Raw genomic sequence first — 3157 nt, 5'->3', positions numbered from 1 at the left:
GGCCGGCCCGCGCCGACCCGCCGTTCCGGCGGTGGCCGGCAACGGCTGGCCGAGGCCGCTCAGGGCACGTCGCGGGTGGCGACCATGCGGACCGCCGCGCTGTGCAGCGTCGCCCCGTCCGGACCGTGCACATGGGAGACGCCTGCGCCGGTGAAGGTGCCACCGTGCAGCACGGCCCGCTGGTCGACGTCCACCCAGCCCACGCACGTGCCGCGGCGGTCGTAGACCGGCTCGGCGATGCGGAACGAGAACGTGTCGGAGGCGGTGGCCGTCCAGGTGCCGGCGCCCCCGGCGCTGAGAAAGGCGCGTCCGTCCGGGGTGAAGTGCACGGTTGCCGTCGACGTCTCCCGAGGCCGGCTCACCCGGGCCTGCCAGCTGCCGACCGGGCTGTGGCGTTCCACTGTGGCGGTCATCCGGCCACTCTGCGCGGCCGGGCTCGACCCCGGCTCGAACCCGCGGCCCCAGCTGCACGAACCCGCGGCTGCATGGACCCGGTCCCGCGGCGCGGAACGACGAACCGGCGGGCGCTCCCGGCCCCGGGAAGCGCCCGCCGGCGTGGCCCGTCGCCTACCGGGAGTGGAACACCTCGCGGGTGACGGCGTCGGGGCCGTCGTACTCCGTGTCCGGCAGCGACTCGATCTTCTCCACCAAGCCGCTGTCGGCACCGTTGTCACGGGCCAGCGAGGCCAGGTCCGCTCGGCTCGCTGGATAGTCGGCGTTCTTGAGTGCCTTCTGCAGTTCGATGGGATCGGTATCGGCCATCAGTCAATCCTTTCCGGTCATTCCCGTCACGGCGTGCGCGAAGTACCCGAAAGCCGGCAGAGCATGCTGAAACACCCAGCCCGTGCGGCCGAACGGGGACACCTCGACTGGCCCCACCCGCCCGCGTCCGCCGCGCGTGCCCGCCCCGCACCGGCCATCCGCAGCGTGGACAGATCCCGTCCGCCACCGCCGGCCGGTCTAAGGTCGCTCCCCATGAGCAACGGTGACATCGACGAGTCCGTCCAGGCGGAACTCACCCGGCTGCGCGAGAGCATCGACAACATCGACGCCGCGGTCGTGCACATGCTGGCGGAACGCTTCAAGTGCACCCAGCAGGTGGGCCGCCTCAAGGCCGCCCACGCCCTGCCGCCGGCCGACCCGTCCCGCGAGGCGCGGCAGATCGCCCGGCTGCGGCAGCTCGCCGAGAGCGCCCGGCTGGACCCGGCCTTCGCCGAGAAGCTGCTGACGTTCATCATCGCCGAGGTGATCCGCCACCACGAGACCATCGCCCGCTCCTGACCGGGCCCCCGTCCCCGCACCCCGCTGCGCGCCCGCAGCGGGGTGCGGCAGCATGTCCCCATGTCCGTACTGACGCGCGACGAAGCGCAGACCCGAGCACACCTCCTCGACGTCCACCGCTACACCATCGACCTCGACCTCACCCGCGGCGAGGAGGTCTACGGCAGCACCACCCGGGTCGACTTCACGGCCCGCACGGACGGTGACACCTTCGTCGAAGTGCGCCCGGCCGCCGTGCGCCGGGTCGTGCTCGACGGCCGGGAGCTGGCCCCCGAAGCCGAGGGCGGACGCATCCGGCTCGACGCGCTCACCCCGGGCACCCACCACCTGCTCGTCGAGGCCGACATGCGCTACTCGCACACCGGCGAGGGCATGCACCGCTTCACCGACCCCGCCGACGGCCTGACCTACCTCTACACCCAGTGCTGTCAGTCGGACGCCCCGCTCGTCTTCGCCTGCTTCGACCAGCCGGACCTGAAGGCCGAGTTCGACGTCACCGTCACCGCGCCCGAAGGGTGGACGGTGCTCGGCAACGGCGTGACCACACCCGTCGAGGGCAGCCCCGGCCGATGGGAGTGCGCCACCACCCCGCCGATCAGCACCTACCTGATGGCGGTGGCGGCCGGCCCCTACCACTCGGTCCGCACCGAGCACGCCGGCCTGCCCTTCGGCCTGCACGTACGGCGCTCCCTCGCCGAGCACCTCGACGCGGACGCCGCGGAACTGCTCGACATCACCAGGCGCTGCTTCGACCGCTACCACGAGATCTTCGACGAGCCCTACCCCTTCGACTCCTACGACCAGGCCTTCGTCCCCGAGTTCAACAGCGGGGCCATGGAGAACCCCGGACTGGTCACCTTCCGCGACGAGTTCATCCACCGCTCCGCCGTCACCGACACCCAGCGGCAGAGCCGCGGCATGGTCATCGCACACGAGATGGCACACATGTGGTTCGGCGACCTGGTCACCCTGCGCTGGTGGGACGACATCTGGCTGAACGAGTCGTTCGCCGAGTACATGGGCTTCCAGGTGCTGGCCGACGCCACCCACTGGACGGGCACCTGGACGGACTTCGCGATCAACCGGAAGAGCTGGGGCTACGACGCCGACCAGCGGCCGTCCACCCACCCCGTCGCACCCGCCCCCGAGGACGTGCCGGACACCGCCGCCGCCCGGCTCAACTTCGACGGCATCTCCTACGCCAAGGGGGCCTCGGCCCTGCGCCAACTGGTCAGCTGGCTCGGCCCGAAGAACTTCCTGGCCGGCATCAACGAGCACTTCACCCGGCACCGGTTCGGCAACGCCACCCTCGCCGACTTCCTCGACTCGCTCGCCGGCTCCACCGACCGCGACGTGCACACCTGGGCCGGGCACTGGCTGCGCACCACGGGCGTCGACACGCTCACCCCCGAACCGGGCCCCGGGAAGGAGCCCGGCACCTGGCAGCTCGACGTGCGGCACGACGGAAGCCGCCCGCACCGGGTGCTCGCCGGCTGCTACGACCGTGCCCCCGCCGACCCGGCCCGCCTCGTCCTGCGCGACCGGGTCGAGGTGGACGTGCCCCAGCCGCCCGGCCGGACGGCCCTCACCCTCCCCGGACCCCGCCCCGACCTCGTGCTGCTCAACGACCAGGACCTCGGCTACGCCAAGGTCCGCCTCGACCCCGACTCCTGGGCCTGCGCGCGCGAGGCGCTGTCCGGCCTGCCGGATCCGCTCAGCCGGGCAGTCGTCTGGAACGCCGCCCGGGACATGGTCAGAGACGGTGAGCTGCCGCCGGCCGCCTACCTGGAGGCCGCTGCCGCGCACCTGCCGCGGGAGAGCGACAACGCGGTGGTGCAGGGCGTCCTGGCCTTCGCCCGCCACCACGTCGCCGACC

4 protein-coding genes are annotated in these 3157 nt (G+C 72.6%); 2 read left to right on the top strand and 2 right to left on the bottom strand.

What is annotated here, in order from left to right:
- Positions 1–59: 59 nt before the first annotated feature.
- Positions 60–413, bottom strand: a complete 354-nt coding sequence (locus ACYVE9_RS20540; protein WP_461029357.1) for a hypothetical protein — start codon at positions 411–413, stop codon at positions 60–62.
- Positions 414–567: 154 nt separating this feature from the next.
- Positions 568–762 (bottom strand): DUF2795 domain-containing protein, encoded by a 195-nt coding sequence (locus tag ACYVE9_RS20535; protein WP_461029356.1) that lies wholly within the window; start codon positions 760–762, stop codon positions 568–570.
- A 213-nt stretch (positions 763–975) separates the two neighbouring features.
- Here ACYVE9_RS20535 and ACYVE9_RS20530 point away from each other — a divergent pair, with 213 nt between their 5' ends.
- Entirely contained in the window at positions 976–1281 is a 306-nt protein-coding gene (locus ACYVE9_RS20530; RefSeq protein WP_461029355.1) for a chorismate mutase, read from the top strand.
- A 60-nt stretch (positions 1282–1341) separates the two neighbouring features.
- The coding region (gene pepN / locus ACYVE9_RS20525; protein ID WP_461029354.1) for an aminopeptidase N at positions 1342–3157 on the top strand (1816 nt) is incomplete at its 3' end.

This window comes from Streptomyces sparsus (assembly GCF_054776295.1).
Note: the sequence above shows the minus strand (reverse complement) of the source record. Positions and strands in the feature narration are given on the sequence as shown.

Bases quoted from the DNA above. Each gene is read 5' to 3' on its own strand.
- ACYVE9_RS20540 (WP_461029357.1), bottom strand. From the start codon at position 413: ATGACCGCCACAGTGGAACGCCACAGCCCGGTCGGCAGCTGGCAGGCC.
- ACYVE9_RS20535 (WP_461029356.1), bottom strand. From the start codon at position 762: ATGGCCGATACCGATCCCATCGAACTGCAGAAGGCACTCAAGAACGCC.
- ACYVE9_RS20530 (WP_461029355.1), top strand. From the start codon at position 976: ATGAGCAACGGTGACATCGACGAGTCCGTCCAGGCGGAACTCACCCGG.